The following is a 26758-nucleotide window of genomic DNA, read 5'->3' as shown; positions in this document are numbered from 1 at the left end:
TGCGCAGATGTGCTTCCGTCGAATCAGTTCGAGCCGGCACTTCGTCTGCCTGGCCTGCCGGGCCTCCTGCAAGAAGCGGTCGGAGCCGCGGCGAGTGCACCACTGCCCGCGGTGCCGGGGCGAGCTGATCGACGCAGGCCACGACCTCGCCGTGCCGGCCCGCCGCGACACCGCCGGCTGGCGCGCGCTCACCGCGCTGCTGAACGCCGGAGTCACCTTCCACTCGTCCTGCTGCGACGGCCCCGGCTGGCGGCCCCGTACCCCTCGCGAGGTCAGGACGCGGCTGGCGGCCTCGGCCGGCACCGGGATCCCCGCGTCCACGGCACTCACCACCCTGGACCTGGACGAGCCGGCGGCGAAGAAGCGTCCCCGCCGCTGACACCCGGCGACCCGCCTCGCGTCGGCCACCGCCCTTGAAGCCCGCCGGCTAGACCTTCCGGACCCCGCCCTGCCAGACGGCTGCGGTCAACGGGACGCCCGGACGGTACGCCAGGTGCACGTGCGACGGCGCGTCCAGCAGCAGCAGGTCCGCCCGGGCACCCGGGGAGACCCGGCCCACGTCGGTGCGGCGCAGCGCCAGCGCCCCGCCCGCGGTGGCGGCGTGCACCGCCTCATCGGGGGTCATGCCCATCTCGCGCACCGCGACGGCCAGGCAGAACGGCATCGAGCTGGTGAAGCTGGAGCCCGGGTTGCAGTCCGTGGACAGCGCGACCCGCACCCCGGCGTCCAGCAGCCGCCGGGCGTCCGGGTAGGGCGCCCGGGTGGAGAACTCCGCGCCCGGCAGCAGGGTGGCCACCGTGTCGCCGTCGGCCAGCGCCGCCACGTCCTGGTCGGTCAGGTGCGTGCAGTGGTCGGCGGACGCCGCGCCCAGCTCCACCGCGAGCTGCACGCCCGGACCGAAGCTCAGCTGGTTGGCGTGGATCCGCGGCCGCAGCCCCTTCGCCATCCCCGCCGTCAGCACCGCCCGCGCCTGGTCGCCGTCGAACGCCCCGCGCTCGCAGAACACGTCCACCCACCGCGCGAACGGGGCGCACGCCTCCAGCATCTCCCCCGTCACCAGCTCGACGTACCCCGCCGGGTCCTCCGCGAACTCGGGGCCCACCACGTGCGCCCCGAGGTACGTCGTCTCCTGCGTGTGCCCCGCCGCGATCCGGAGCGACCGCGCCTCGTCGACGGTGCTCAGCCCGTACCCCGACTTCACCTCCACCGTCGTGGTGCCCTGCCGCAGCATCTCCGACAGGTAGCGGGTCAGGTTCGCGTTCAGCTCGGCATCGGACGCGGCCCTGGTCGCCGCCACCGTGGTCCGGATCCCCCCGGCCGAGTACGGACGGCCCGACATCCGCGCATTGAACTCCGCGGTCCGGTCCCCGGCGAACACCAGATGCGAGTGACTGTCCACGAACCCGGGCAGCAACGCCCGCCCGGCGGCGTCGACGCTCTCGTCCGCGGCGGGGGCATCGCCGGTCCGACCCACCCACACCACCCGATCGCCCTCCATGACCACGGCGGCGTCGGCCAGCAGCCCGAGCGGCCCGTCCCCGAGCTCCGGGTCGTTGGTAACGAGGGATCCGATGTTGCTGATGAGCGTGCTCATAGAAGTGATCCTTAGTCGATCTGCTCGCTACTGAACCCCCGCGCCCCGTCAGGGGCGCGGGGAACTGCGCGAAGCGGGAGGGGAACGTCCGCAAGGTCGCGTCTCAGCCGGAACGCCTTACCGCAGTGCGGCGACAGCAGACGCCAGCTCCCCTGCCACATCCGACACAAGCTGGTGCACCCCGTCCTTGACGATGTGCCGCCCGCCCACCACCAGGTGCCGCACGTCCGCCGCACTCGCCGCGAACACCGCGATCTCCGCACCCAGTTCCGGGGGCGCGCCCGCCGTCCGCACACTGTCCAGCGCGACCACGCAGAAGTCGGCCAGCGCGCCCGCCTCCAGCCGCCCGGCCTCGGACCAGCCCAGTGAGGCGTGCCCGTCCGCCGTGCCGGCCCGGAGCAGCGCGTTCGCCGTCCAGTGACCACGGGTCCGTGTGCGCAGCCGTTCGTCGAGTTCCAGCGCGCGGGCCTCTTCGAACGGGTCGATGACGGCGTGGCTGTCGGAGCCGAGGCTGATCGGGCAGCCCGCGGCGGCCAGCCGCTTGGCGGGGCCGATGCCGTCGGCGAGGTCCCGTTCGGTGGTGGGGCACATGCAGATGGTGGTGGTGCTGTCGGAGAGGAGGCGGATGTCCTCGTCGGTCAGGTGCGTCGCGTGGACGGCCGAGGTGCGCGGTCCGAGGACGCCGTGGTCGGCGAGCAGCCGGGTGGGGGTGACGCCGTGCGCGGCGAGGCAGGCGTCGTTCTCGGCGGTCTGTTCGGAGAGGTGGACGTGCAGCGGGGCCTTTCGCATCGCGGAGAAGTGCGCGACGGTGCCGAGCTGTTCGGCGGGGACGGCCCGCACGGAGTGCACCGCGGCGCCGATCCGGGCGTGTTCCGCGCCGGTCAGCGACGAGACCCGGGAAGCCCAGGATTCGGCGTCGCCGTCGGAGAACCGGAGCTGGGTCTCGGTGGGTTCGGCGCCGAAGCCGGAGGACAGGTAGCAGGTGTCGAGCAGGGTGATCCGGATGCCGGCCCGTTGCGCGGCCTCGATCAGCGCCTCGCCCATCGCGTTCGGGTTGTCGTACCGGACGCCGCCGGGCGCGTGGTGCAGGTAGTGGAACTCGCCGACGGCGGTGATGCCGGCCAGCGCCATCTCGGCGTAGGTGGCGGTGGCGAGCGCCAGGTAGGTGTCGGGGTCGAGCGCGGAGGCGACCCGGTACATCGTGTCGCGCCAGGTCCAGAACGTCCCCGATCCGACCTGCACGCTGGACCGCAGTGCCCGGTGGAAGGCGTGCGAGTGCGCGTTCGCCTGCCCGGGCAGGGCGAGTCCGGCCAGCCGGACCGCCCCGGCGGGGCAGGGCCCGCTCTCGGGGGTGACCTTGGCGATCCGCCCACCGGGGCCGACGGCGATCAGTACCTCGCGTCGGACCGCGTGGCCGTCGGCGTGCGGCAGCCAGGCGTGTTCGGCCCAGTACGTCACGACGGGCGGCATGCGAGGTCCTCCAGTACGTCGGCGAGGGCGGCGACGCCCGCGTGGCAGTCGGCCTGCTCGGCGTGTTCGGCCGGGGAGTGCGAGACGCCGGTGGGGTTCCGTACGAACAGCATGGCGGTCGGGACGGTGGACGCCAGGATTCCGGCGTCGTGTCCCGCTCCGGTGGGCAGCACGGGGGCGTGCAGCAGCCCGGCCAGGTGGTCGCGGAGCGGGCCGTCGAAGTCGACGACGGGGGTGAAGGATTCGCGGGTGAGGGTGACCCGGACGCCGTCGCGTTCGCCGCGTTCGACCGCCAACTTCTCGATGGCGTCGACGAGTTCACCGAGCGTCGCCTCGTCGGCTGCCCGCGAGTCGAGCCAGCCGCGGACGAGTGAGGCGATGGCGTTGGTGCCGTTGGGTTCGACGGCGACCTTGCCGAAGGTGGCGAGCGCCCCGGCGAGGCGGGCCTTCTTGCGGGCGCCGAGGACGGTGGTGGCGTAGGTGAGCATCGGGTCGCGGCGGTCGGCGAGCCGGGTGGTGCCGGCGTGGTTGGCCTCGCCGTGGAAGTCGAACCGCCAACGGCCGTGCGGCCAGATCGCGCTGGCCACGCCAACCGGCTGTTCGTCCGTCAGCCACCGGCCCTGTTCGATGTGGAGTTCGACGAACGCACCGATCCGGCCGAGCAGTTCGGGGTCGGGGCCGATCTGCGCCGGGTCGTGGCCGGCCTTGAGCATCGCGTCGGCCAGCCACACTCCGTCGGCGTCGCGCAGCCGGTAGGCGGCGTCCCGGTCGAGGACGCCGGTGGCGAGCCGGCTGCCCACGCAGGCGACGCCGAACCGGGCGCCCTCCTCGTCGCCGAAGTTGGTGATCGCCAGCGGGCGGGTCAACTCGGTGCCGCGCGAGCGGAGTTCGTCGAGTGCGGCGAACGAGGAGATCACGCCGAGCGGGCCGTCGTAGGCGCCGCCGTCGGGGACGGAGTCCAGGTGCGAGCCGGTGACGACGGCGTTCCCGGCGGTCGGGTCGCCGAGCCAGGCCCACTGGTTGCCGTTGCGGTCCATCTCGTAGTGCAGGCCGCGGGCGCGGGCCTGCTCCTCGAACCAGGACCGGCATTCGGCGTCGGCGGAGTTCCAGGCGTACCGGCGGTAGCCGCCGGAGGAGGCGGAGCGGCCCACGGGGAGCAGCTCCGCCCACATCGCGTCGAAGCCCTCGGTCACAGCTCGGCCATCGGGACGCGGACGCCCCGCTCCTGAGCAACTTCCGAGGCCCGGTCGTAGCCGGCGTCCACGTGCCGGATGACGCCCATGCCGGGGTCGTTGGTGAGGACGCGGCGGATCTTCTCGCCGGCCAGCGCGGTGCCGTCGGCGACGGTGACCTGACCGGCGTGGATGGAGCGGCCGATGCCGACGCCACCGCCGTGGTGGATGGACACCCAGGACGCGCCGGAGGCGACGTTGACCATGGCGTTGAGCAGCGGCCAGTCGGCGATCGCGTCGGAGCCGTCGAGCATCGCCTCGGTCTCCCGGTAGGGGGAGGCGACGGAGCCGCAGTCCAGGTGGTCGCGGCCGATCACGATCGGGGCGGACAGCTCGCCGGACGCCACCATGTCGTTGAACCGCTCGCCGGCCTTGTCGCGTTCGCCGTAGCCGAGCCAGCAGATCCGCGCGGGCAGGCCCTGGAAGTGCACCTTCTCCTGGGCCATCTTGATCCAGCGGTGCAGCGACTCGTTCTCCGGGAACAGGTCGAGGACGGCCTTGTCGGTCTTGTGGATGTCCTTCGGGTCGCCGGACAGCGCGGCCCAGCGGAACGGGCCCTTGCCCTCGCAGAACAGCGGCCGGATGTACGCGGGGACGAAGCCGGGGAACGCGAACGCCCGGTCGTAACCGGCGAGCTGGGCTTCGCCGCGGATCGAGTTGCCGTAGTCGAAGACCTCCGCGCCGCGGTCCTGGAAGCCGACCATGGCCTCCACGTGCCGGGCCATCGACTCACGGGCACGCTGGGTGAACTCGGCGGGCTTCTCGGCCGCGTAGGTCGCCATGTCCTCGAAGGCGACGCCGGTCGGCAGGTAGGCCAGCGGGTCGTGGGCGCTGGTCTGGTCGGTGACGATGTCGATCGGGGCGTCCATCGCGAGCAGCTGCGGCAGCAGGTCGGCGGCGTTGCCGAGCAGGCCGATGGAGAGCGGCTGCCGCTTGTCGCGGGCCTCGGTGGCGAGCTGCAGCGCGTGGTCGAGGCTCGATGCCTCGACGTCGAGGTAGCGGTGCTCGATCCGGCGGGAGATCCGGGACGGGTCGCAGTCGATGCAGATCGCCACGCCGCCGTTCATAGTGACGGCGAGCGGCTGGGCGCCGCCCATGCCGCCGAGGCCGGCGGTGAGGGTGATGGTGCCTTCCAGCGTCCCGCCGAAGCGCTTGTTGGCGACGGCCGCGAAGGTCTCGTAGGTGCCCTGGAGGATGCCCTGGGTGCCGATGTAGATCCACGAACCGGCGGTCATCTGGCCGTACATGGTGAGGCCGAGCGACTCCAGCCGGCGGAACTCCTCCCAGTTCGCCCAATCGCCGACCAGGTTGGAGTTGGCGATCAGCACCCGGGGCGCCCACTCGTGGGTCTGCATGACGCCGACCGGCCGACCGGACTGGACCAGCATGGTCTCGTCCTGCTTGAGGCCCTGCAGGGTCTTCACCATGGCGTCGAAGGAACGCCAGTCGCGGGCGGCCTTTCCGGTGCCGCCGTAGACCACCAGCTTGGACGGGTGCTCGGCAACCTCCGGGTCGAGGTTGTTCATCAGCATCCGCAGGGCGGCTTCCTGCTGCCAGCCCTGCGTGCTCAGCCCGGTGCCCCGCGCCGCGCGAACCTCGCGCGGGCCGCTCGCCTGCTCTGCCATGGACCAGCCTCCTTGCGGATGGATTCATTCACGATCAAGCAGAGTGAATATATCCAAACAGCATCGGACTGACCAGAGTTTCGAGCGCCCGCGTCGGCACCCGTTTCAGCTCTTCCCCTGATCCCCCGGCCCACTCGGCGGGCTGTTCTCGCCCCGCAGGGCCGCCAGCCGGTGCCGGTACTCCTCCACCTCGATCTCGCCCCTGGCCAGCCGTTCGGCCAACAGCCGCTCCGCCTCCGGGACCTGGCTCTGCGGCGGGCTCCCCCACTGCGGCCCGTCCGACCGCCCGTCCGACCGCCCGCCCGTCCGCCGCGTCGAGGACGCCCGCCACAGCGCGGCCAGCACGACGATCACCAGCAGCCCGAACAGCATGAACGTGATCCCGGGCAGCACCCACGACCAACCGCCGTGGTGGTAGTACCCGTGGTGCCAATACATGACCATCACCCGCCACCGCACCCGAACGGTGCGCCGCTTCCAGTCTGCGCCTCACCCGGCGGGGACGGCGCCCGGCGGCCGTCAGGCCGGGGTGGGCATCAGGTCGGGTGGCCGTCAGGCCGGGGTGGGCATCAGGTCGGGTGGCCGTCAGGCCGGGGTGGGCATCAGGCCGGGTGGCCGTCAGGCCGGGGTGGTGGAGAGCAGCACGGGTGCGCCGCCGGAGATGTCGTAGACCCGGACGTCGGCATCGGTGGTGACCACGATCCGGTCGGGCCCGTCCCAGCTCGCGGCTTCGAGTACGCCCTCGCCCTGCCACTTCCCGACCTCGGAGAACACCGTCCACCGCCGGGCCGACCAGCCGGAGCCGTTCTCCACCTGGACGAACCAGCCCTGGCTCTCCGCCTCCATCCCCAGCTCGCCCAGACGCAGCACCCGCAGCGCCCGGTCCGCGCCGCCGGGCGCCGCCTCGCGCTTCGTCACGCGGTGGTCGGGGCCGCCGTGGAACAGCGCCGGGGCGCAGGCCAGCGCCCCCAGCATCCCGACCCACAGGAGCGTCACCGGCCACCGGCCGCCGCTCCGGCCCAGCACCGCCACGGCCGCCAGGAACAGCGCCACGGCCGTCAGGCACAGCGTGACCGGCCGGCCGAGCAGCTCGGCCACCGCCATCCGGCCGCCGGACCGGCCCTCCCAGGTGCCCCACCACGCGGCGGCCACCGCCAGCACACCACCGGCCGCGAACAGCCCGCCCAACCAACTGCGCATCGGTCTCCCCTCCCTGACAGGTCACCCTAGCCGGGCGGGTCGCCTGACCGGTCGTCAGGCTGCTTCGTCGCCGCCCCAGTCGATGCCGATCTCGGCGAGCCAGCGGCGGTCCTCCGCGTCCGGCTGGGCGTCGGGCTGGGGCGTCGGTTCGCCGGGGCGGGACGGTGGGCGCGGGATGTACTGGACCGGGCCGACGCCGTAGCGGGCGGCGGCCTCGTCGGCGGCCGGGTCGCCGGGTTCGAGGACGCCGATGTGGATGGCTTCCTCGTCACCCGGGTCGAGCACGGTGAGTTCGGGGTGCGGCGGGCGGCGCAGCGCGATGCGGCGGCCGCACTGCGGGCAGGACCATTCGTCGGCGCCGGAGCCGAGCCGTCCGGTGAGTCTCATCTGGTGGATCGGTGGTGGCATTGGACTTCCCCCGTCCAAAGCTGTCTTCGTCCCTGTCGAGTCCCTACCGGGAAGATGCCCGTTCACGGCCGGTCGTCAACCCGGTGCAGGGGTGTCATTGGGGGAACAGGCGGTGTCATTCCAGGAACAGTTGACGGGCCGTCGCCGACTGTTCGATGGCTTCCAGTCGGGCCTCCGCGCCGGGGATCTCGTCGCACATCGCCTGGAGCAGGACCCGGCCGAGCATCATCGGGGCGCAGGCGGTGTCGAAGACCAGGCCGGTGCCGACGGCGGCGGGCAGCATCACGTCGGAGAGTTTGGCGACGGGGGCGAACGCGGAGTCGGCGACGGTCAGGACGGTCAGTCCGCACTCGCGGGCGACGGTGAGGGCGTCCATCAGTTCGCGCGGGTAGCGGGGCAGCGCGAAGCAGAGCAGGGCGGTGGCTCCGGCGGCGACGGCCTGTTCGAGGCGGTCGGCGAGCATCGAGCCGCCCTCGTCGATCAGCCGGATGTCGGGGTGGACCTTGGCGGCGAAGTAGGAGAAGCCGCCGGCCTGGGCGGAGGCGGCGCGCAGGCCGAGCACCGGCAGTGGGCGGGAGGCGGCCAGGATCCGGGCGGCGCGGACGATCGGCGCGGGGTCGGCGAGCAACTCGGCCAGGTTCCGCAGGTGTTCGATCTCGGCGAGCACGGCCTGCTGGTGCTCGTTGCGGACCACGTCGTGGTGGCTCTCGGGGGCGGCGGCCTCGCCGACGCCGAGTTCGCGCAGCTGCTTGCGCAGCGCCGGGTAGCCGTCGTAGCCGAGCGCGACGGCGAACCGGGTGACGGACGGCTGGCTGACGCCGGCGAGTTCGGCGACCTCGACGCTGGACAGGAACGGCGCCTCGGTGGCGTGCCGGACCAGTGAGTGGGCGATCCGCCGCTGAGTGGGGGTCAGCCGGTGGCCCTCGAAGAGCTGGAGCAGCCGGGCGGAGGGCCCGGTGGTCGTTCCGGTCTCGTCAAGGGCGGGCATGTTCGGGTACCTCCACATTCGGTTGGACGTTCGCCGGTGGCTTCGGCGGTGGGACGACTGTGGCGCAGTCCCGGCAGGTGAGCAATGGCGTTTCGCCAAGCGGGACGGGCGCGTTCGGACAGTAGTCCGGCGCGCCCGTCCTGTGTCGTGCCCTTAGGCGAGCGGGCCGGTCACCTGCTCCACGGCCCCGATCAGTGTGCCGGAGGCGACCAGCTCGGCGGCGGCCTCCAGGTCCGGGGAGAGGAAGCGGTCCCGGCCGGGCCCGCCGACGCCGGCCGCGCGGGCGGCGGCGACCGCGGCGGCGGTCGCCGGGGCGAGCACCCCGGTCTCCTCGGCGGCCTGTTCCCGTATCTCCAACGCCCGTGCGGAGGCGACGAGTTCGACGGCCAGCACACGGCCGAGGTTGGCCACCGCCTGGCGCAGCTTGCGGGCCGCGGACCAGCCCATCGAGACGTGGTCCTCCTGCATCGCCGAGGACGGGATGGAGTCCACCGAGGCGGGCACCGCGAGCCGCTTGTTCTCGCTGACCAGCGCGGCCTGGGTGTACTGGGCGATCATCAGACCGGAGTCCACGCCCGGGTCGTCGGCGAGGAACGCGGGCAGGCCGTGCGAGCGGGCCTTGTCGAGCAGCCGGTCGGTGCGGCGCTCGGAGATCGAGGCGAGGTCGGCGGCGGCGATCGCCAGGAAGTCCAGCACGTAGGCGACGGGCGCGCCGTGGAAGTTGCCGTTGGACTCGACCCGGCCGTCGGGCAGCACCACCGGGTTGTCGACGGACGCGGCGAGTTCGCGGTCGGCGACCAGCGCGGCGTGCGCCAGGGTGTCGCGGCCGGCGCCGGCCACCTGCGGGGCGCAGCGGATCGAGTAGGCGTCCTGGACCCGCGGCGCGTCGTCCTGGTGGTGGCCGGTGAGGCCGGAACCACGCAGCACGGCAAGCATGTTGGCGGCGGCGGCGGCCTGGCCGGGGTGCGGACGGATCGGGGCGTGCAGTTCGGGGGCGAGCACCTTGTCGGTGCCGAGCAGCGCCTCCAGCGTCATCGCGGCGGTGATGTCGGCGGTGGTGTACAGGCGCTGGAGGTCGGCGAGGGCCATCACCAGCATGCCGAGCATGCCGTCGGTGCCGTTGATGAGGGCCAGGCCCTCCTTCTCCAGCAGTTCGACGGGTTCGATGCCGGCGGCGGCGAGCAGTTCGGCGGCGTCCTTCTCGACGCCGTCGGGGCCGAACGCGGTGCCCTCGCCCATCAGGACGAGTGCGCAGTGCGAGAGCGGGGCGAGGTCGCCGGAGCAGCCGAGCGAGCCGAACTCCCGTACCGCGGGGGTGATTCCGGCGTTCAGCAGGGCGGCCATGGTCTGGGCGACCAGCGGGCGGACGCCGGTGCGGCCGGAGGCCAGCGTCTTCATCCGCAGGAACATCAGCGCCCGGACCACCTCGGTCTCCACCAGCGGGCCCATGCCGGCGGCGTGCGAGCGCACCAGCGAGCGCTGGAGCTGGGCCCGCAGTTCGGGGCTGATGTGGCGCACGGCCAGTGCGCCGAAGCCGGTGGAGACCCCGTACACCGGGCGGGGTTCGGCGGCGAGGGCGTCGATCCGGGCCCGCGCGGCGGCCATCTCGGCGAGCGCGTCCGGCCCGATCTCCACCCTGGCCCCGCCCCGGGCGACGGCGAGGACATCCTGGGCGCTGACGTCGGCCTTGCCGACCTGGACGACGACACTGTGCATATCCATATGCACATTCTCATCAGGTGAATGCGGATATGACAAGCAACCGGCGCCGCGTCCCCGGATGGTTGACTGGCCCGCGGAGGTGCGACACGGATGGCGCGGGCAACGGTACGGCGGCGAGTGGTGCGGCTGGACGGCGGGGAGCGCGGGGCGCAACCCGACAGTCTGGCGGCGGAGGAGCCGCTGGAGATCCGGATCGGCGGCGAGGCGCTGACCGTCACCATGCGCACCCCGGGGCACGACTTCGACCTGGTGGCGGGCTTCCTGGTCGGCGAGGGCCTGGTCGGCGCCACCGAGGAGCTCGCCGCGCTGCGCTACTGCGCGGGCACCGACGAGGACGGCGCCAACACCTACAACGTGGTCGACGCGGCCGTCCGCGGCACCCGCCCGGCGCTGTCCGCGCACCGCAACCTGCTGACCACCAGCGCCTGCGGCCTGTGCGGACGCGACACCGTGGACGCGGTCCGCACCCGCGGCCGCTGGGACGTCTCCGCCGACCCGCTGCGGCTCGACCCGGAGGTGCTCTACGCCCTGCCGGAGCGGCTGCGCGCCGCCCAGCGCACCTTCGACTCCACCGGCGGCCTGCACGCCGCCGCACTGTTCGCCGCCGACGGCACCCTGCTGTGCGCGCGCGAGGACGTCGGCCGGCACAACGCGGTCGACAAGGTGGTCGGCTGGGCGCTGCGCGAGGGCCTGCTGCCGCTGCGCGGGCACGTCCTGCTGGTCTCCGGCCGGGCCTCCTTCGAGCTCACCCAGAAGGCCGCGCTGGCCGGCCTGCCGCTGCTGGCGGCGGTCTCCGCGCCGTCCTCGCTCGCCGTCGACCTGGCCGAGGAGCTCGGCCTCACCCTGGTCGGCTTCCTGCGCGGCCGCACCGCGAACGTCTACACCCGTGCGGACCGGATCGTCGCCGACCCGCACGGGTGAATTCCTCAGCGCGGCCAGAAGCTGGTGCGCCAGGCGTGCGGCCCGTGCGCGGGGACGGGACGGGGAGTGCGGTTGGTCCACGCGCTGGCCGGGCCGCTCGCGGAGGCCGGCGCGGCCCCGGCGGCGGCCCGGGCTTGGACCACCGCCAGGACGGTGGCCAGCTCCTCGGGGGTCGGCTGCCCGTGCAGTACCTGAATGGGAGTCATGTCGCGGGGTGAACCCTTCTGCTACAGCGGGATGTTGCCGTGCTTCTTCGGCGGCAGCGCCTCCCGCTTGCCGCGCAGCGCCCGCAGCCCGCGGACGATGTGCTTGCGGGTCTCGCTGGGCGCGATGACCGCGTCGACGTAGCCGCGCTCGGCGGCCAGGTACGGGTTGAGCAGGGTGTCCTCGTACGAGGCGAGCAGCTCGGCCCGGCGCTCCTCGCCGCGGCCCTCGGCCTCGGCGGCGGCGATCTCCCGGCGGTGCAGGATGTTGACCGCGCCCTGCGCGCCCATCACCGCGATCTGCGCGGTCGGCCAGGCCAGGTTGAGGTCGGCGCCCAGGTGCTTGGAGCCCATCACGTCGTACGCGCCGCCGAACGCCTTGCGGGTGATCACGGTGATCAGCGGGACGGTGGCCTCCGCGTAGGCGAAGATCAGCTTCGCGCCGCGGCGGATGATGCCGTCCCACTCCTGGCCGGTGCCGGGCAGGAAGCCGGGCACGTCGACGAAGGTCAGCACCGGGATGTTGAACGCGTCGCAGGTGCGCACGAAGCGGGCGGCCTTCTCGCTGGCGGCGATGTCCAGGCAGCCGGCCAGGTCCATCGGCTGGTTGCCGACCACGCCCACCGGGTGGCCCTCGACCCGGCCGAAGCCGACCACGATGTTGCCCGCGTACAGCGGCTGGACCTCCAGGAAGTCCCCGTCGTCCAGCACCCGCTCGATCACGTGCCGGATGTCGTACGGCTGGTTCGCCGAGTCCGGGACGATGGTGTCGAGTTCGAGGTCCTGCTCGGTGATCGTGAGGTCGGCCTGCTCGGGGTAGGCCGGCGGGTCGCTCAGGTTGTTGGACGGCAGGTACGACAGGAGGCTCTTGACGTACTCGATGGCCTCCTTCTCGTCGGCGGCCAGGTAGTGCGCGTTGCCGGACTTGGTGTTGTGGGTGCGGGCGCCGCCCAGCTCCTCCATGTCCACGGTCTCGCCGGTGACGGTCTTGATCACGTCGGGGCCGGTGATGAACATGTGCGAGGTCTTGTCGGCCATCACCACGAAGTCGGTGACCGCCGGCGAGTACACCGCGCCGCCCGCGCACGGGCCCATGATCAGCGAGATCTGCGGGATCACACCCGAGGCGTGCACGTTGCGGCGGAAGATCTCGCCGTACAGGCCGAGCGAGACCACGCCCTCCTGGATCCGGGCGCCGCCGGAGTCGTTGATGCCGATCATCGGGCAGCCGGTCTTCAGCGCGAAGTCCATCACCTTGACGATCTTCTCGCCGAACACCTCGCCCAGCGAGCCGCCGAACACCGTGAAGTCCTGGGCGAACACCGCGATCTGGCGCCCGTCCACGGTGCCGTAGCCGGTGACCACGCCGTCGCCGTACGGCCGGTTCTTCTCCTGGCCGAAGTTGGTCGAGCGGTGCCGGGCGAACTCGTCGAACTCCACGAACGAGTCCTCGTCCAGCAGTTCCAGGATCCGCTCGCGGGCCGTCAGCTTGCCCTTGGCGTGCTGCTTCTCGACCGCCGCGGCGGAACCGGAGTGCACCGCCTCGTCGATCCGCCGGCGCAGGTCGGCGAGCTTTCCGGCGGTGGTGTGCGGGTCGTGCGGTGCCTCGGCCATTGCGGTGGCTCTCCCTGCGTCCTCGGCCGCCGGCCCGGGGCGTGGAGGGTTACGGGCAGGGCGGCGCTGCGGTCTACCGTTGCGTAGCGTAGCCAGCGCGGGGGCGTCCGCGGCTATGGCCATCGACACATCGTGCCACTGCCCGGTTTGCGGGACGATGATGCGGCGTGCGGCTGTTGGCCGTACCTCTAGGGTGGCTGGGGTGAGCACTCCCGAGAGCCCCCGTCCCCGTCGTTCCGGACTGCGCGGCTTCGGCCACGGCGGCCCGTCCCCGTGGACCGACCTGGACCGTCCCCCGCTCGACGAGGCGGCGCTGCGGCTCGACCTGCTGCGCCCCGGCGCACTGTGGACCTCACTCGATGTGGTGAGCGAGACCGGCTCCACCAACTCCGACCTGGCCGCCCGCGCCAAGGACGGCGCGCCCGAGGGCGCGGTCCTGGTCGCCGAATCGCAGAGCGCCGCCCGCGGCCGACTCGACCGCCGCTGGACGGCGCCGCCCCGCTCCGGGCTGTTCCTGTCGGTGCTGCTGCGCCCGCAGGGCGTGCCGATGGAACGCTACGGCTGGCTGCCGATCCTGATCGGCACCGCCGTCTCCGCCACCCTCGACCGGATCGCCGGCGTCCGTACCGGCCTGAAGTGGCCCAACGACCTGCAGGCCGAGGTCGACGGCCAGGAACGCAAGCTCGGCGGCATCCTCACCGAACTCTCCGGCGGCGCCGTCGTCGCCGGCCTCGGCCTCAACGTCACGCTGCGGCAGGCCGAACTGCCCGTCCCCACCGCCACCTCGCTCGCCATCGCGGGCGCCGAGACCACCGACCGGGCGACCCTGCTGCGCGCCCTGCTGCGCGAGTTCGCCGAACTGTACGGCGAGTGGACGGCCGCCGCGGGCGACCCGCACGCCAGCGGACTGCTGCCCGCGTACACCGCCCGCTGCACCACTCTCAACCGGCCGGTGAAGGTCCAACTCCCCGGCGAGCGCGAGCTGCTGGGCGACGCGGTGGCCGTCGACGGCGACGGCCGGCTGGTGGTCCGCACCGCCGACGGCACCCGGCACGCCGTCGCCGCGGGCGACGTGGTGCACGTCCGCCCGCAGAACTGACCGGCCCCCACCGGCCCGGTCTCACCCAGCGGGACCCTCGGGTCCGCTGCCGGGCGGATGCCCCGGATTACGCGATTCCGTGCGAACATTCCACCTGGCAGCGGTGTGAGGCTCGCCACTACCCCCTGCGGTGGTCGCGTAGCCGAACCCCGAGGACGGCAAGACACAAGTGCGCGAACGCACGGGGACGGACCGGTGACAGACAACGGCGGCGCCACCACGGGCTCCGGCAACGGCGGCACTCCCGCCGACGCGTACGACGGGACGGACGAGACCACCGTCGCGACCGACCTCGAGCGGCTGATCCTCGACGCGCCGCGCAAGTACACCCCGTACCAGGCCGCGCGCGCCGCCGAAGTCCCGATGGACCTCGCCACCCGCTTCTGGCGCGCCATGGGCTTCCCCGACATCGGCCAGTCCCGCGCCCTCAACGACAACGACGTGATCGCGCTGCGCCGCCTGGCCGGCCTGATCGAATCCGGGCTGCTCAGCGAACCGATGGCGATCCAGGTCGCCCGCTCCACCGGCCAGACCACCGCGCGACTCGCCGGCTGGCAGATGGACACCTTCCTCGACAACCTCACCCAACCCGTCGAACCCGGCCTCACCCGCTCCGACGTCGCCTACCCCCTGGTCGAACTGCTCCTCCCCGAGCTCGAACAGTTCCTGGTGTACGTCTGGCGCCGCCAACTCGCCGCCGTCACCGGCCGCGTCGTCCAGGCCGCCGAGGACACCGAGACCACCTCCGGCCGCCTCGCCGTCGCCTTCGCCGACCTGGTCGGCTTCACCCGGCTCTCCCGCCGCCTGGAGGAAGAGGAACTCGGCGAACTCGTCGAAGGCTTCGAGAACACCTGCTCCGACCTGATCGCCGGCCAGGGCGGACGCGTCGTCAAGACCCTCGGCGACGAGATCCTCTTCGTCTCCGAGGACCCCGCCACCGTCGCCGAGATCGCCCTCTCCCTGGTCGAGACCCTCGCCAAGGAGGACAACATGCCCGCCCTCCGCGTCGGCATGGCCTTCGGCACCGTCACCTCCCGCATGGGCGACGTCTTCGGCACCACCGTCAACCTGGCCTCCCGCCTCACCTCCATCGCCCCCAAGGACGCCGTCCTGGTCGACGGCGAACTCGCCACGGCGCTGGAACACAACGGCTCCGCGACACTCCCGGAGGGCACCCCTGCCCCCGGCCACCGCTTCCACCTCCAGCCCATGTGGCGCCGCCCGGTCCGCGGCCTCGGCCTGGTCGAGCCCTGGCTGCTGACCCGCACGCCCGCCTCCGGATCTTGATGTTCTGATCGGGTCGCCACGAACGTCAGGTCATTGCCCGTCCCGCGATCTTTCCGACGTTCGCCTTCCGCCTCGCGCAGTTCCGCCCCCTCGCTTCGCTGGGGGTACCCCCAGCGCCCCCGGTTTCGCTCTCACCTGCCCAGAAATCCACCCATACCGCCATAGGCTGGACGAAACGGCCCGTGGGAGGGAATGTGGCGGCGATGAGCGATCAGGTTGCGCCGGACTCGCGGTTGCAGGCGGTGGTGGAGCTCGCGCAGGCGATGGCGGGGGCGATGACGCCGCTGGAAGCGGTGAGCGCGGCGGCGGCCCGGGCGACGTCCGCGTTGGGGGCGACGATGGCGGCGGTCTCGGTGTGGGACCGCGAGTCGGGCCGGTTGCGGGTGCTGGTCAACCACGGGGAGCTCGCGCCGGGCGAGGAGGAGCTGCCCGAGGACGAGTCGTATCCGGTCGCGGACTTCCCGGAGATCGTGACGTACCTGGAGGAGCACTGGACCACCGGCCGCCTCCCCCGTGCCTGGGTGCAGACGGCGGAGGATCTCGGTCCGCACGCCGGGCACCCGCTCCCGGCCTCCGGCGCGTTCTGCCGCTCGCGCGCCGCAGGCCTGCGACGGCGGGGCCGGGGCAGCTGCCTGGTCGCGCCGATCGTGCTGCACGGCCAGGCGTGGGGCGAGCTGTACCTGGCGCGCGGGATCGGGATGCCGGTGTTCACCGATGCCGACGCCGAGTACGCGACCCTGCTGGCCGCGCAGATCGCGGCGGGCCTCGCGCAGACCGAACGGGTCGCCGACCTGCGTCGGCTGGCGTTCACGGACGCGCTGACCGGCCTGGCCAACCGTCGCGCGGTGGATGCCCGGCTGGAGGAGGCGTTGAAGGCGCACACCCGGGACGGCGCGGTGGTGTCGCTGGTGGTGTGCGACGTGAACGGGCTGAAGCGGGTCAACGACCAGCTGGGCCACGAGATGGGCGACCGGCTGCTGGAGCGGTTCGCGCATCAGCTGTCGCTGTCGGCGGCGAAACTGCCGAACAGCCTCGCGGCGCGACTCGGCGGGGACGAGTTCTGCCTGCTCACGGAGGGCCAGTCCGCGGACGAGGTGGTCGCGGTCGCGGAGGAACTGTGCACCCGCGCACTGGAGTTGACGGACGGCGAGGGCGTCGCCTGCGGGATCGCCTCGACCGGGGACTCGATCGGCCCGGTGACCACGGCGGACCGCCTGTTCCGGCTGGCCGACGCCGCCCAGTACCGGGCGAAGGCCGCCCGGGCGGCGCACCCGGTGGTGGCCGGCCGGGCCCAGGGACCGGGGTTCACCCCGGACCCGGTGGTGCAGCTCGCGGACAGCCGCCGCGCGCCGACCGGACGGCCCAACGGCGAACGGCGACGGTTCCGCGGCTCGGCACACAGCGCGGACCCGGGACAGCTCCTGGCGGCAGCACTGGCGGCGCTGGACCAGGGCGGCGTACAGGGCGCGGTGACGCATCCGGCCGACACGCTGGGGCGTCTGTCGGTGGTCGCGGAAACCGCGTCACGACTGCTCAACGCCGTCGGCTGGTGGGTGTCGTACGTACCGCCGGGCTCACCACTGATGCGCACCGCCCGGCACGCCGTGTACCGGATGACGGGCGGCCCCGCATCGGCCCGGGCCCGCACCCAGCGGGCCCAGATCGAGGCCCCGGACGCGGTGTTCGACCTGCGGCACTACCCACTGACCGGCCGCGCGGTCACCGGCGGATCGTTCGCCCTGCGGGTCGGCGCACCGGGCAACGACCCCTCCGAGGAGGCCGTGATGGTGGTCTCCGGCTACCGCGCGATGGTCGCCGCGGGCGGCGCGAACCCTGCGGGCGGCTGGCTGCTCGAACTGTTCGCCGACGAGAACACGCTCCCGCTCGGCCAGGTCGCCCCGGCCCTCCGCGCGCTGGTGGCGGTGGCCCTCTCGGGGCCGTGCTCCCCACCGCCGTCCTGACCGGGTGCGAAACCAGGGAGAGCACAACTGGGGCGCGAGCGGGTGCGAAACCAGGGAGAGCACAACCGGGGGCGCGGGGAACTGCGCGAAGCGGAAGACCCCAGCCGCAAGATCGCGACGCGAGCAATGACTTGCCATTGATCGCGACCTTGCGGACCGGTGAGCGCTTGTCGCGCAGTTCCCCGCGCCCCTGATGGTGCTCTCCCTAGCGCGCGATCCTGCGTCCCAACGCGTAGCTGCCCGGGCCCACGGCAGCAATGAGCAGGAACGCCCAGCAGAACAGCACGGCCGGCTCACCGCCGTTCTGCAGCGGGAACAGCGCGTTCTCCTGGTGCACGGTGAAGTACGCGTACGCCATCGAGCCGGAGGCAACGAGCGCAGCGGCCCGGGTGCCGATGCCGAGCAGGACGAGCGCGCCGCAGGCGAGCTGGATGACGGCGGCGTACCAGCCGGGCCAGGTGCCGGCGGGGATGGTGCCGCCGCCGTGTGCCCCGCCGAGGACGCCGAACAGGGAGGCGGCGCCGTGGCAGGCGAACAGCAGGGCGGTGACGACCCGGTAGAGCGCGACGAAGTGCGGGCGGGCCGCGTCGGTGGCGGCTCTTGCGGTGGTGACGAGGTCGGACATGGGACTCCTCAGCCTGAACCAGTGGGGTGGTCTGCTGTGCGTGCCCTGACCTGGAGTCGACCTGCTGCCGGTTCGCGGGGGAGTTCGGCGCCCCGCACGGCGCCGATCATGAACCGGACAAGTCAGCTGCTCCATTGGAGGGGTCGCGGAGCTCCGCGTCAAGCATGCGTCCGAACCATCACCCGTCCCAGGACTGAGTACGGATACTCAGGCGCCGCGCCGCACACACGTTGCAGGCTGATCGAATGCTCTGGAAAGACCCCCGCGACGAGCCGTCGCCCGAGGCCCGCGAGGTGCAGCGCAGGCTGCGCCGCACGGCGGTGGTGCTGGCGGCGCTGGCCGTGATCGCGGCGGCGCTGGTGCTGGCCCGGCACGGTTAGGCTGAAGGCATGACCGCTCGCCGCCCGCTCGTTCTCGCGTCCGCCTCCCCCGCCCGGCTGGGCCTGCTGCGGCAGGCGGGCCTGGATCCGCAGGTGCGGGTGAGCGGGGTGGACGAGGACGCGCTGTCCGCGCCGACGCCCGGCGAGCTCGCGCTGGTGCTGGCGGTGGCGAAGGCCGGGAAGATCGCCGGTGAGCTGGCCGCCGAGCCGGGCGAGCCGCCGATCGTGATCGGCTGCGACTCGGTGCTGGAGCTGGACGGCCAGGCGCTCGGCAAGCCCGCCGACGCCGCCGAGGCGATCGAGCGCTGGCGCTCGATGCGCGGCCGCGCGGGCGTGCTGCGCACCGGCCACTGCGTGATCGACACCGCCACCGGCCGGCAGGCGCAGGCGACGGCGTCCACCACCGTCCGGTTCGGCACCCCGGACGACGCCGAGGTCGCCGCCTACGTCGCCTCCGGCGAACCGCTGCACGTGGCCGGGGCGTTCACCCTGGACGGCCGCTCCGCACCGTTCGTGGAGGGGATCGACGGCGACCCCGGCAATGTGATCGGCCTGTCGCTGCCGCTGCTGCGCCGCCTGCTCGCCGAGCTGGACGTCCGGATCACCGACCTCTGGGTCTGAACATAACCGCTCAGCCAGCCGCGGGCGCGTGCTTGGCCAGGTAGGCCTGGACGTCGGGCAGTGCGCCGTCCTTGAGCAGCGGGGCGCCGTGGTTGCCGCCGGGGTAGAGCTTCAGCTGCTTGTCCTCGGCCACCGAGGCCTCGTACAGCGCCTTGGCGTTGGCGTTGAAGGGGGCGTCCAGTTCCTCGGCGGCGAAGTAGGTCGGGATCTTCACCGACTTGACCGCGAGCGCCGCGTTGAACTGGCTGTACACGTCGGGCGAGCTGAGCGAGACCACGGCCTTGATCGGCAGCGGGCTGTCCAGTTTGGCGGCGACCAGGGAGGCGGCGGCGCCCTTGGAGGCGCCGATCAGGGCGATGCTGGTGACGCCCTTCTCCTTGAGGCGGTTGGCGGCGGCCTTGATGCCCTCGGTGACGTCGCCCTCGCTGGTGAAGGCCATCACGGCATACCCGGCCTTGGTGAACTCGCCGAACACCGGCGCCCATTCGCACAGCGAGCCGCTCAGCTGGTGGGAGAGGATCAGCGCGGTCTTCGCCCCGCCGGCGTCCGAGTCCTGGTAGTAGGCGTCCAGCTCGGTGCCGCCCGCGGTGCCCGCGTCGAGGGCGAAGGAACCCTTTGCCGCCTGCGCCTTCGTCAGGCACCCGTAGGTCGCGGCGGTGGGCTCCGGGGTGGCCGCGGCCTTGGTCGAACTGCCGCTGCTGGAACAGGCGGTGAGCGCCAGGGCGGTCGCGGCGAGTGCGACGGGCAGCATGGAGCGCTTCACGATTCCCCCGTGAATTATTCGGATATGTGATGGTGGCTGCGACGCTAGGGACGGCCACCGAACCCGGTCAATGGTCTGAACCATTCCGTTATGTCGGCCCGCGAAGAGAGTGGCCGGATTCCGGTTCGCAAGGTGCGGAATCGGACAGAACCGGGGGCGTACATCTGTTGCACAGTTCCACCCCCGGGGCCGGTGGGCCGCCGTTAGGCTGGCGAGCCGGACCGGAAAGGGGCGTTGAGGAGCGGGACATGACCGATGGGGTGCTCAACGTCGTGCTGGGACTGGTCGCTTCGGCGATCAGCGCCGGCCTGGGCTGGCTGGCGCAGACGGTGCGCCGGCGCCGCCGGCTGGAGCGGGAGCGCGCGTTCTTCGGGCTGCAGTCCGGCGGCGAGGCGCTGCTGGTCGCCAATCGGCAGGCCTCCTCGTCCAATCCGCACAGCGTGGCCCGTGACGACGTGTACGCGCTGATGGAAGTGGCCGCGCTGGTCCGCGAGTGCGGGGCCCGGTCCGTGCTGACCTCGCACGACGAGGTGCGTCAGGGGCTGGGCGACAAGACCGAGTTCTGCGTGGGCGGTCCGGAGAGCAACACGCGGACCGGTGCGCACCTGGCGTCCTGGCTGCCCGGCGCGGTGTTCGTCGCCCCGCCGGACGGTGCCGGGCATCCGGTCCGCACGCTGCTGGTCGGGGAGCGGGAGTTCGCCTTCCGGACGCCCGCCGAGCAGCCGGGCGGGACGGCGTACGTGCTGCTGGCCCGGATACACCTGCGGCCGGGCAGCCGGCCGGTGTTCCTGATCGCCGGTCAGACCGCGGTCTCCAACCACGCGGCGGTGCGCTACCTGGCCGCCCACCACCGCTCGCTGGCCCGCCGGCACGGCCCGGACGGGGCGTTCGCGGTGGTGCTGCGGGTGGTCAATGCCCGGGCGTACGGCCCGGACGTGGTCGAGTTCGAGGCGGACGTGACCGCCGAGGCGACCGCCCCGCCGCAGCCGGCGGCCGCTTGAACCATGCTCCGGCGTGGCTGAGGCCACCCGGTCCACCGTGTTTCCCGAGCGACCCGCGCGACCCCGCGCGCCCCGCGACCTGCGGTGCGTCGCCAATCGCCGTCGTCCGCAAGGAAGTCGGGAAACCCGAGCGTGTGAGCACGCTCACCACCAGGGACTACTCGCCGGTAGCGCCCTTCAATCCATAGACTCGACGAGGTTCGAGAAGGGAGCCACAGTGCGCAAGGTGCTCATCGCCAATCGCGGCGAAATCGCTGTCCGCGTCGCCCGGGCGTGCCGGGATGCCGGTATCGCGAGTGTCGCCGTGTATGCCGATCCGGACCGGGACGCGCTGCACGTGCGGGCGGCCGACGAGGCGTACGCGCTGGGCGGCGACACCCCCGCGAGCAGTTACCTGGACATCGCGAAGGTCCTGAAGGCGGCCGCCGATTCGGGCGCGGACGCGATCCACCCCGGCTACGGCTTCCTCTCGGAGAACGCCGACTTCGCCCAGGCCGTCCTGGACGCCGGCCTGACCTGGATCGGCCCGCCGCCGCAGGCGATCCGAGACCTGGGTGACAAGGTCACCGCCCGGCACGTGGCGCAGCGCGCCGGTGCCCCGCTGGTGGCCGGTACCGCCGATCCGGTGTCGGGTGCCGACGAGGTTGTCGCGTTCGCGTCGGAGCATGGTCTGCCGGTCGCCATCAAGGCGGCGTTCGGTGGTGGCGGTCGTGGTCTGAAGGTCGCCCGTACGCTGGAGGAGATTCCGGAGCTGTACGAGTCGGCGGTGCGCGAGGCGGTGGCCGCGTTCGGCCGCGGTGAGTGCTTCGTCGAGCAGTACCTGGACAAGCCGCGGCACGTCGAGACCCAGTGTCTGGCCGATCAGCACGGCAACGTGGTGGTGGTCTCCACGCGTGACTGCTCGTTGCAGCGTCGCCACCAGAAGCTGGTCGAGGAGGCGCCCGCGCCGTTCCTGACGGCGGAGCAGAACGCCGAGCTGTACCGGGCGTCCAAGGCGATCCTGCGTGAGGCGGGCTACGTCGGTGCCGGCACCTGCGAGTTCCTGGTCTCCCAGGACGGTCTGATCTCCTTCCTGGAGGTCAACACCCGCCTCCAGGTCGAGCACCCGGTGTCCGAGGAGGTCACCGGCCTGGACCTGGTCCGCGAGATGTTCCGGATCGCCGACGGCGAGGAGCTCGGCTACGACGACCCGGAGGTCCGCGGTCACTCCTTCGAGTTCCGGATCAACGGCGAGGACCCGGGCCGCAACTTCCTGCCCGCGCCCGGCACCGTCACGCTGTTCGCCCCGCCGTCCGGCCCGGGCGTGCGCCTCGACGCCGGCGTCGAGTCCGGCTCGGTCATCGGCCCCGCCTGGGACTCGCTGCTCGCCAAGCTGATCGTCACCGGCACCGACCGCAAGCAGGCCCTTCAGCGCGCCAAGCGCGCCCTGGAGGAGTTCAAGGTGGAGGGCATGGCCACCGCCATCCCGTTCCACCAGGCCGTGGTCACCGACCCCGCCTTCGCCCCCGAGGTGCACGGCTCCGAGGGCCCGTTCACGGTCTTCACCCGCTGGATCGAGACCGAGTTCGACAACACCATCCCGGCGTTCGCGGGCGCCGGCGGCGACGGCGAGGAGCCCGAGGGCCGCGAGACCGTGGTGGTCGAGGTCGGCGGCAAGCGCATCGAGGTGTCGCTGCCGTCCTCGCTGGGCGTCGCCTCGGCCCCGGCCACGGGTGCCGCGGCGGGCAAGGCGAAGCGCCGGGTGGGCGCCAAGAAGGCCGCCTCCGCGGTCTCCGGTGACACGCTGGCCTCGCCGATGCAGGGCACCATCGTCAAGGTCGCCGTCGAGGAGGGCCAGGTCGTCGCCGAGGGCGAGCTGATCGTGGTCCTGGAGGCGATGAAGATGGAGCAGCCGCTGAACGCCCACAAGGCCGGCACCGTGGTCGGCCTGAAGGCCGAGGTCGGCCAGTCGGTCTCCAGTGGCGCCGCGCTCTGCGAGATCAAGGACGTCTGATCCGTCCAGGAAGGGCGGCGGGAGTTCACCAACTCCCGCCGCCCTTCCGGCTATTCGGCCGCCTCCAGCACCAACTGCTCGACGCCGCACAGGAACTGCGCCATCTGCGCGCGCTCCAGCAGCGCGCCGTCGGCGACCATCAGCAGCTCGATCGCGCCGGGCGCGGCAACCACGTCCACCGCGACGGACACCCCGGGGCGGGCCGGGAACGTGTCCGGGAAGCTCAACTCCCGCTCCACCAGCGGGACTTCGCCGACCCCGTCGGGCATCAGGGCGGCCAGTGGGTCCCGGGTGTCGTTCCAGATCACCGAGTGGTCGGCCAAGTCCTGTTCGGCGGCCCGCAGTTCGTCCAGGTCGGCGTCCAACTGCGGCTTGTGGTACCCGGAGTGGCGGTAGGCACTGAGCGCCGGACCCTGGCAGCGGCGGACCGTCTCGTCGAACTCCCCAGCCAGCTCCGGAAGATGGAACAGGCCCTCCTGGGCGAGCGTGGTGACGGCCTCGGCGGACTGCGCGGTGAACCGGTTGCCGACCACCACCTGGAACAGCACCTCGCGCTGCCCGCCCAGCCGCCCCAGTTCGGTCGCGGCGGCGGCCAGCAGCACCGTGGCGTCGCTGGTCCGCAGCCGGGCCGCGGCCCGCGGCAGCGCGGAAGCCAGCTCCGGGGAGCGCAGCACCGCGAACGGGAAGCGCCGCTCCGGGTCCGGTTCGCCGTCCGGGCGCGGGAGTTGGGTGCGCGGGCCGGAGCTCAGCTTGTCCCGCCAGTACCGGCGGGCGGCGGCGTCCCGGCGGCGGCCGCGCGGCGAGTCCTGCTCGGCGGCCTCTTCCAGCGGCTGTGTGAAGTCCCGTTCGGCGCGCAGCTCGTCGGCGCTCCGCCCGGCGGCCAGCAGCGTCAGGTCGCGGACGGCGCGGCGCATCCCCCAGCCGTCCGAGGCGGTGTGCGACAGCACCAGCACGGTCTGCCGGACCAGGCCGTCCACCAGCACCAGGCCGAGCCGCACCGGCCACTCGCTCGGCAGGTCGAACGGCCGGCCGGCGAACTCCGCGAGCAGCTCCGCCGCCGCCCCGGCGGCCCGCTCGGCGCTGGAGCGGTGCAGCACGGCGACCGGCAGCGCCCCGTCCGCGTCCACCTCCTGCACCAGCTCGCCGTCCCGCTCGACCAGCCGGGTGCGCAGCGCGTCGTGCAGGTGCAGCAGCTCGGTGAAGGCGCGCAGCGCCGTCTCCAGCGGCAGGCCGGGCTCGACGGGCGCCGACAGCCGCAGGTTGTAGCGCGGCGCGTCGGGGCCCAGCTTGACCAGCGCGGTGTGGATGGCCCGCTGGCCCCAGGTCGCGGGGCCTCGCCCGCCCCGCGCCGCCCGGACCTTCAACTCCGTTGTGCGGTCGAGCCGTTCACTCGATGCGTCCATGAGGCCAGACGCTACAAGCGGGGCGGGTGGAACGGAACGGGGTGCGGTCAGCGGATCCGCTCGGCGAGCCGCGGGGCGACCGGCAGCGTGCCGTGCGGGGCGGGACGGCGCGGGCCGGGCAGCGGGGTGCCGGGGGCCAGGCCGGCCGGCGGGACGGGGCGGCGCGGCACCGCCGAGGACGGCTGCGGGTGCACCGTCGAGGTCTCGGCGGACAGACCGAGCGCGGCGACCGAGATCTGCACGCCGCAGTCGGCGAGCGCGTCGAGTTCGCGGGCCGTCGGGTCCTCGGCGGCGGTGTGCTCGTCGGTGACCAGCCGGGTGATCCCGTCGGTGGCGACGGTCTGGAACATGCTGTCCGCGCCGAGCTTGGTGTGGTCGGCGAGGACGATCACCTCGTTGGCGGACTGCACCAGGGCCCGGTCGACGCTGGCGGAGAGCATGTTGGCGGTGGACAGGCCGCGTTCGGCGGTCAGTCCGCTGCCGGAGATGAAGGCCTTGGTGACCCGCAGCCCGGCCAGCGACTGTTCGGCGCCGCTGCCGACCAGCGCGTAGTTGGATCCGCGCAGGGTGCCGCCCGTCATCACCACCTCCACGCGGTTGGCGTGCGCCAGCGCCTGGGCGACCAGCAGCGAGTTGGTGACCACCGTCAGCCCCGGCACCCGGGCGAGCCGGCGGGCCAGCTCCTGGGTGGTGGTGCCGGCGCCGACCACGATGGCGTCGCCCTCCTCGACCAGGCCCGCGGCGAGATCGGCGATGGCGCTCTTCTCGGCGGCGGCGAGGTGGGTCTTCTGCGGATAGCCGGGCTCCCGGCTGAAGCCGCCGGGGAGCACCGCGCCGCCGTGGCGGCGGTCGAGCAGCCCTTCGGCCTCCAGCGCCCGGACGTCCCGGCGGACGGTGACTTCGGAGGTCTGGACGACGCGGGCCAGCTCTCGGAGCGACACGGCTCCGTTGGCGCGCACCATCTCGAGGATCAACTGGCGACGTTCTGCAGCAAACACAGAACCGACGGTAACCCGAGTGACCGTCTGCTTTCAGGCGTTTGCACCTGGTAACTGGATTTGCTCACCTGAGAGCGGCGCACGACCGTACAATGCGCGCTCCGCCGGGCGGGTGAGCCGGGCGGCGTGCGCCCGGCTCGGCCCGAACGAGCCGGTGGAACGTCAGGAAGCGGCGCCTTCGCGCTTGCGAATGTGCAGCTGACGCGCCGCCTCGGCGGTGGAGCCGGACAGCGACGGGTAGACGGTGAAGGTGTTGGCCACCTGCTCGACCGTCAGGTTGTTGTCCACGGCCAGCGAGATGGAGTGGATCAGCTCGGAGGCGCGCGGCGCGACCACCACACCGCCGACCACGATGCCGGTGCCGGGGCGGGCGAACAGCTTCACGAAGCCGTCCCGGATGCCCTGCATCTTGGCCCGCGGGTTGCCGCGCAGCGGGAGCTTGATCTCGACCGCGTCCATCTTTCCGCAGGACACGTCGGCGTGGGTGTAGCCGACGGTGGCGATCTCCGGGTCGGTGAACACGTTGGACGCCACGGTCTTCAGGTTCAGCGGCTGCACCGCGTCACCGAGCGCGTGGTACATGGCGATCCGGCCCTGCATGGCGGCCACCGAGGCCAGCATGAAGACGCCGGTGCAGTCGCCGGCCGCGTACACGCCGGGGGCGGAGGTGCGGGAGACCCGGTCCACCTTGATCTGGCCCCAGTCGTTGACCGCGACGCCGGCCTCCTCCAGGCCGAGGTCGGCGGTGTTGGGGATGGAGCCGACCGCCATCAGACAGTGCGTGCCGGTGATCACCTTGCCGTCGGCCAGCGTGACCTCGACCCGGTCGCCGATCCGCTTGACGCTCTCGGCACGCGAACGGCCCATCACGTTCATGCCGCGGCGGCGGAAGACGTCCTCCAGCACCTCGGCGGCGTCCGGGTCCTCGCCGGGCAGCACCCGGTCGCGCGAGGAGACCAGCGTGACGCTGGAGCCGAGCGCCTGGTAGGCACCGGCGAACTCGGCGCCGGTAACGCCGGAGCCGACCACGATCAGCTCGCGCGGCAGCTCCTCCAGGTCGTACACCTGCGTCCAGGCCAGGATCCGCTCGCCGTCCGGCTGGGCGTCTGGGAGTTCGCGCGGGCGCACGCCGGTGGCGATCAGCACCGCGTCGGCCCGCAGCGACTCGACGCTGCCGTCGGCGTGGTCGACCAGCACCTCGCGGGAGCCGTCGATGGCCTGCCCGCCGCTGCCGAGCCGGCCGCGGCCGCGCAGCACGGTGACGCCGGCCCGGGTGACGGCCTGGGTGATGTCGTGCGACTGGGCGATCGCCAGCCGCTTCACCCGTCGGTTCACCTTGCCGAGGTCCACCCCGACCACCCGGGCCGGGTCGGCGGCGTCCGGCGTGCCGTCCGCGACCAGGATGCCGAGTTCCTCGTACGAGCTGTCGAAGGTAGTCATCACCTCGGCGGTGGCGATCAGCGTCTTGGACGGCACGCAGTCCGTCAGCACCGCCGATCCGCCCAGACCGTCGCGATCGACGACGGTCACCTCCGCGCCGAGCTGGGCTGCCACGAGGGCCGCCTCGTATCCGCCTGGTCCGCCACCGATGATCACGATCCGAGTCACGTGCTCCATTGTCCCGCACGCCGGAACGGATTCCACGCCGGG

General features: G+C 72.9%; 25 protein-coding genes. 9 read left to right on the top strand and 16 right to left on the bottom strand.

Annotated features, from left to right (window positions below; genetic code table 11):
- Positions 1–7 precede the first annotated feature (7 nt).
- Entirely contained in the window at positions 8–379 is a 372-nt protein-coding gene (locus ACFYS8_RS25920; protein ID WP_387644862.1) for a hypothetical protein, read from the top strand.
- A gap of 48 nt (positions 380–427) precedes the next feature.
- Here ACFYS8_RS25920 and hutI read toward each other — a convergent pair whose 3' ends face one another.
- The 9 genes from hutI to hutH form a co-directional block, all read right to left on the bottom strand.
- Entirely contained in the window at positions 428–1594 is a 1167-nt protein-coding gene (gene hutI, locus ACFYS8_RS25915; RefSeq protein WP_387644860.1) for an imidazolonepropionase, read from the bottom strand.
- Positions 1595–1711: 117 nt separating this feature from the next.
- Entirely contained in the window at positions 1712–3064 is a 1353-nt protein-coding gene (locus tag ACFYS8_RS25910; protein ID WP_387644857.1) for a formimidoylglutamate deiminase, read from the bottom strand.
- Positions 3049–4236 (bottom strand): allantoate amidohydrolase, encoded by a 1188-nt coding sequence (locus ACFYS8_RS25905; protein WP_387645020.1) that lies wholly within the window; start codon positions 4234–4236, stop codon positions 3049–3051. The genes ACFYS8_RS25910 and ACFYS8_RS25905 overlap by 16 nt, the downstream gene beginning before the upstream one ends.
- A 17-nt stretch (positions 4237–4253) precedes the next feature.
- Positions 4254–5921, bottom strand: a complete 1668-nt coding sequence (hutU, locus tag ACFYS8_RS25900) for a urocanate hydratase (RefSeq protein ID WP_387644854.1) — start codon at positions 5919–5921, stop codon at positions 4254–4256.
- A 105-nt stretch (positions 5922–6026) separates the two neighbouring features.
- Positions 6027–6359, bottom strand: a complete 333-nt coding sequence (locus ACFYS8_RS25895; RefSeq protein ID WP_387644851.1) for an SHOCT domain-containing protein — start codon at positions 6357–6359, stop codon at positions 6027–6029.
- A 180-nt stretch (positions 6360–6539) separates the two neighbouring features.
- Positions 6540–7121, bottom strand: coding sequence for a hypothetical protein (locus ACFYS8_RS25890; protein ID WP_387644848.1), 582 nt, complete (start codon positions 7119–7121; stop codon positions 6540–6542).
- Between the two features lie 54 nt (positions 7122–7175).
- Positions 7176–7508 (bottom strand): hypothetical protein, encoded by a 333-nt coding sequence (locus ACFYS8_RS25885; RefSeq protein ID WP_387644845.1) that lies wholly within the window; start codon positions 7506–7508, stop codon positions 7176–7178.
- Positions 7509–7644: 136 nt separating this feature from the next.
- Entirely contained in the window at positions 7645–8517 is an 873-nt protein-coding gene (locus ACFYS8_RS25880; RefSeq protein WP_387644843.1) for a MurR/RpiR family transcriptional regulator, read from the bottom strand.
- A 153-nt stretch (positions 8518–8670) separates the two neighbouring features.
- Positions 8671–10233 (bottom strand): histidine ammonia-lyase, encoded by a 1563-nt coding sequence (gene hutH / locus ACFYS8_RS25875; RefSeq protein ID WP_387645017.1) that lies wholly within the window; start codon positions 10231–10233, stop codon positions 8671–8673.
- A gap of 96 nt (positions 10234–10329) precedes the next feature.
- Between hutH and fdhD the strand changes: the two genes are divergently transcribed.
- A complete protein-coding gene (gene fdhD / locus ACFYS8_RS25870; RefSeq protein ID WP_387644840.1) occupies positions 10330–11160 on the top strand; it encodes a formate dehydrogenase accessory sulfurtransferase FdhD in 831 nt (276 codons plus the stop codon).
- Positions 11161–11165: 5 nt separating this feature from the next.
- Here the strand turns inward: fdhD and ACFYS8_RS25865 are convergent, their stop codons facing one another.
- Together ACFYS8_RS25865 and ACFYS8_RS25860 are read right to left on the bottom strand one after the other, a co-directional pair.
- Positions 11166–11366, bottom strand: coding sequence for an acyl-CoA carboxylase subunit epsilon (locus tag ACFYS8_RS25865; RefSeq protein ID WP_387644837.1), 201 nt, complete (start codon positions 11364–11366; stop codon positions 11166–11168).
- Positions 11367–11387: 21 nt separating this feature from the next.
- Entirely contained in the window at positions 11388–12977 is a 1590-nt protein-coding gene (locus tag ACFYS8_RS25860; protein WP_387644835.1) for an acyl-CoA carboxylase subunit beta, read from the bottom strand.
- 202 nt (positions 12978–13179) lie between these two features.
- Here ACFYS8_RS25860 and ACFYS8_RS25855 point away from each other — a divergent pair, with 202 nt between their 5' ends.
- From ACFYS8_RS25855 to ACFYS8_RS25845, 3 genes are all read left to right on the top strand, one after another.
- Positions 13180–14076 (top strand): biotin--[acetyl-CoA-carboxylase] ligase, encoded by an 897-nt coding sequence (locus ACFYS8_RS25855; protein ID WP_387644832.1) that lies wholly within the window; start codon positions 13180–13182, stop codon positions 14074–14076.
- 195 nt (positions 14077–14271) lie between these two features.
- Entirely contained in the window at positions 14272–15363 is a 1092-nt protein-coding gene (locus ACFYS8_RS25850) for an adenylate/guanylate cyclase domain-containing protein (RefSeq protein WP_387644829.1), read from the top strand.
- A gap of 203 nt (positions 15364–15566) precedes the next feature.
- Entirely contained in the window at positions 15567–17324 is a 1758-nt protein-coding gene (locus ACFYS8_RS25845; RefSeq protein WP_387644826.1) for a diguanylate cyclase domain-containing protein, read from the top strand.
- Positions 17325–17529: 205 nt separating this feature from the next.
- Here ACFYS8_RS25845 and ACFYS8_RS25840 read toward each other — a convergent pair whose 3' ends face one another.
- Positions 17530–17949, bottom strand: a complete 420-nt coding sequence (locus ACFYS8_RS25840) for a DoxX family protein (RefSeq protein ID WP_387644823.1) — start codon at positions 17947–17949, stop codon at positions 17530–17532.
- Between the two features lie 245 nt (positions 17950–18194).
- Between ACFYS8_RS25840 and mmpB the strand changes: the two genes are divergently transcribed.
- Together mmpB and ACFYS8_RS25830 are read left to right on the top strand one after the other, a co-directional pair.
- A complete protein-coding gene (gene mmpB / locus ACFYS8_RS25835; RefSeq protein ID WP_387644821.1) occupies positions 18195–18329 on the top strand; it encodes a morphogenic membrane protein MmpB in 135 nt (44 codons plus the stop codon).
- 9 nt (positions 18330–18338) lie between these two features.
- Positions 18339–18950, top strand: coding sequence for a Maf family protein (locus ACFYS8_RS25830; protein WP_387644819.1), 612 nt, complete (start codon positions 18339–18341; stop codon positions 18948–18950).
- 10 nt (positions 18951–18960) lie between these two features.
- Here ACFYS8_RS25830 and ACFYS8_RS25825 read toward each other — a convergent pair whose 3' ends face one another.
- On the bottom strand, positions 18961–19713 hold the full coding sequence (locus ACFYS8_RS25825) for an alpha/beta hydrolase family protein (RefSeq protein ID WP_387644816.1): 753 nt from the start codon (positions 19711–19713) through the stop codon (positions 18961–18963).
- Between the two features lie 248 nt (positions 19714–19961).
- Between ACFYS8_RS25825 and ACFYS8_RS25820 the strand changes: the two genes are divergently transcribed.
- Both ACFYS8_RS25820 and ACFYS8_RS25815 read left to right on the top strand, forming a co-directional pair.
- On the top strand, positions 19962–20714 hold the full coding sequence (locus ACFYS8_RS25820; RefSeq protein WP_387644813.1) for a hypothetical protein: 753 nt from the start codon (positions 19962–19964) through the stop codon (positions 20712–20714).
- A gap of 217 nt (positions 20715–20931) precedes the next feature.
- Positions 20932–22707 carry an acetyl/propionyl/methylcrotonyl-CoA carboxylase subunit alpha gene (locus ACFYS8_RS25815; RefSeq protein WP_387644811.1) on the top strand — a complete coding sequence of 592 codons (1776 nt, stop codon included), beginning with the start codon at positions 20932–20934 and terminating at the stop codon, positions 22705–22707.
- A gap of 50 nt (positions 22708–22757) precedes the next feature.
- Here ACFYS8_RS25815 and ACFYS8_RS25810 read toward each other — a convergent pair whose 3' ends face one another.
- The 3 genes from ACFYS8_RS25810 to ACFYS8_RS25800 all read right to left on the bottom strand — a co-directional run bounded on the left by ACFYS8_RS25810 (position 22758) and on the right by ACFYS8_RS25800 (position 26725).
- Positions 22758–24110, bottom strand: a complete 1353-nt coding sequence (locus ACFYS8_RS25810) for a condensation domain-containing protein (RefSeq protein ID WP_387644810.1) — start codon at positions 24108–24110, stop codon at positions 22758–22760.
- 47 nt (positions 24111–24157) lie between these two features.
- Positions 24158–25072 carry a DeoR/GlpR family DNA-binding transcription regulator gene (locus ACFYS8_RS25805; protein WP_387645014.1) on the bottom strand — a complete coding sequence of 305 codons (915 nt, stop codon included), beginning with the start codon at positions 25070–25072 and terminating at the stop codon, positions 24158–24160.
- 198 nt (positions 25073–25270) lie between these two features.
- The gene (locus ACFYS8_RS25800) at positions 25271–26725 is read right to left on the bottom strand and encodes an NAD(P)H-quinone dehydrogenase (RefSeq protein WP_387644807.1); all 1455 of its coding nucleotides are present in this window, start codon (positions 26723–26725) and stop codon (positions 25271–25273) included.
- Positions 26726–26758: the final 33 nt, after the last annotated feature.

Source organism: Kitasatospora sp. NPDC004615, from assembly GCF_042873545.1.
Classification (GTDB): Bacteria; Actinomycetota; Actinomycetes; order Streptomycetales; family Streptomycetaceae; genus Kitasatospora.
This window is presented reverse-complemented; position numbering and strand designations above follow the sequence as displayed.